Annotated in this window: 1 protein-coding gene; it reads right to left on the bottom strand. The window is 40.3% G+C overall.

Annotated elements, in window-relative coordinates:
- Positions 1 to 189: 189 nt before the first annotated feature.
- The gene (locus FK268_RS26055) at positions 190 to 444 is read right to left on the bottom strand and encodes a DUF2681 domain-containing protein (RefSeq protein WP_109201837.1); all 255 of its coding nucleotides are present in this window, start codon (positions 442 to 444) and stop codon (positions 190 to 192) included.
- Positions 445 to 590: the final 146 nt, after the last annotated feature.

The raw sequence follows: 590 nt of genomic DNA, 5'->3' as shown, positions 1-590 counted from the left end.
GATAATCGCGCCCTTCCATGTCTTTGGGAATTTCTCTATTAAGCTTGCAAGTTTTACCATTACAATCCCTCGCAATACTTAACGTAACGTGAATTATGAGAGACTACATCTTCCTTAGTTGCTTTACTCAAGACATCATCTCGATCAACCAACACCTTCTTCCAACCTGCACAATTAATAGCACGGTAATCAATCTCGGTATGAACCAGTTTGCTCGAGCATGCTGTCAATATCAGACTCAGAAGCGCTACTGATGCTACTTGTAGCATTCTTTGTTTCTGTTTCTTGCTCAGCAATAAATTGTTGTTGCTCTGCTTTTGATTTATGTTGTTTGATTTCGTCATCTTTCTTCTCAAGCTCTCGATTCTTCTGCCGAATTAAGAGCATTAAAAAAGCGCCTATAGCGCTCATAACTGTTACTAATACTGATAAGACCTTATTCATGATCTTTTCTCTTTTGCATTGTATCGACAACGCCCTTCGATATTGTTGTACCTGCACCGGCACCAATCATCGTGATAAACAACGCCTCAGCAAAACTCGCTTGAACGATCACCGCATAAGTCGTTAATAAGATGCCGGCAACAGAT

The organism is Tsukamurella sputi (assembly GCF_007858445.1).
GTDB lineage: Bacteria > Actinomycetota > Actinomycetes > Mycobacteriales > Mycobacteriaceae > Tsukamurella > Tsukamurella sputi.
This window is presented reverse-complemented; position numbering and strand designations above follow the sequence as displayed.

Excerpts from the sequence above, each read along its gene's own strand:
- FK268_RS26055 (WP_109201837.1), bottom strand. The coding sequence starts at position 444 with ATGAATAAGGTCTTATCAGTATTAGTAACAGTTATGAGCGCTATAGGC.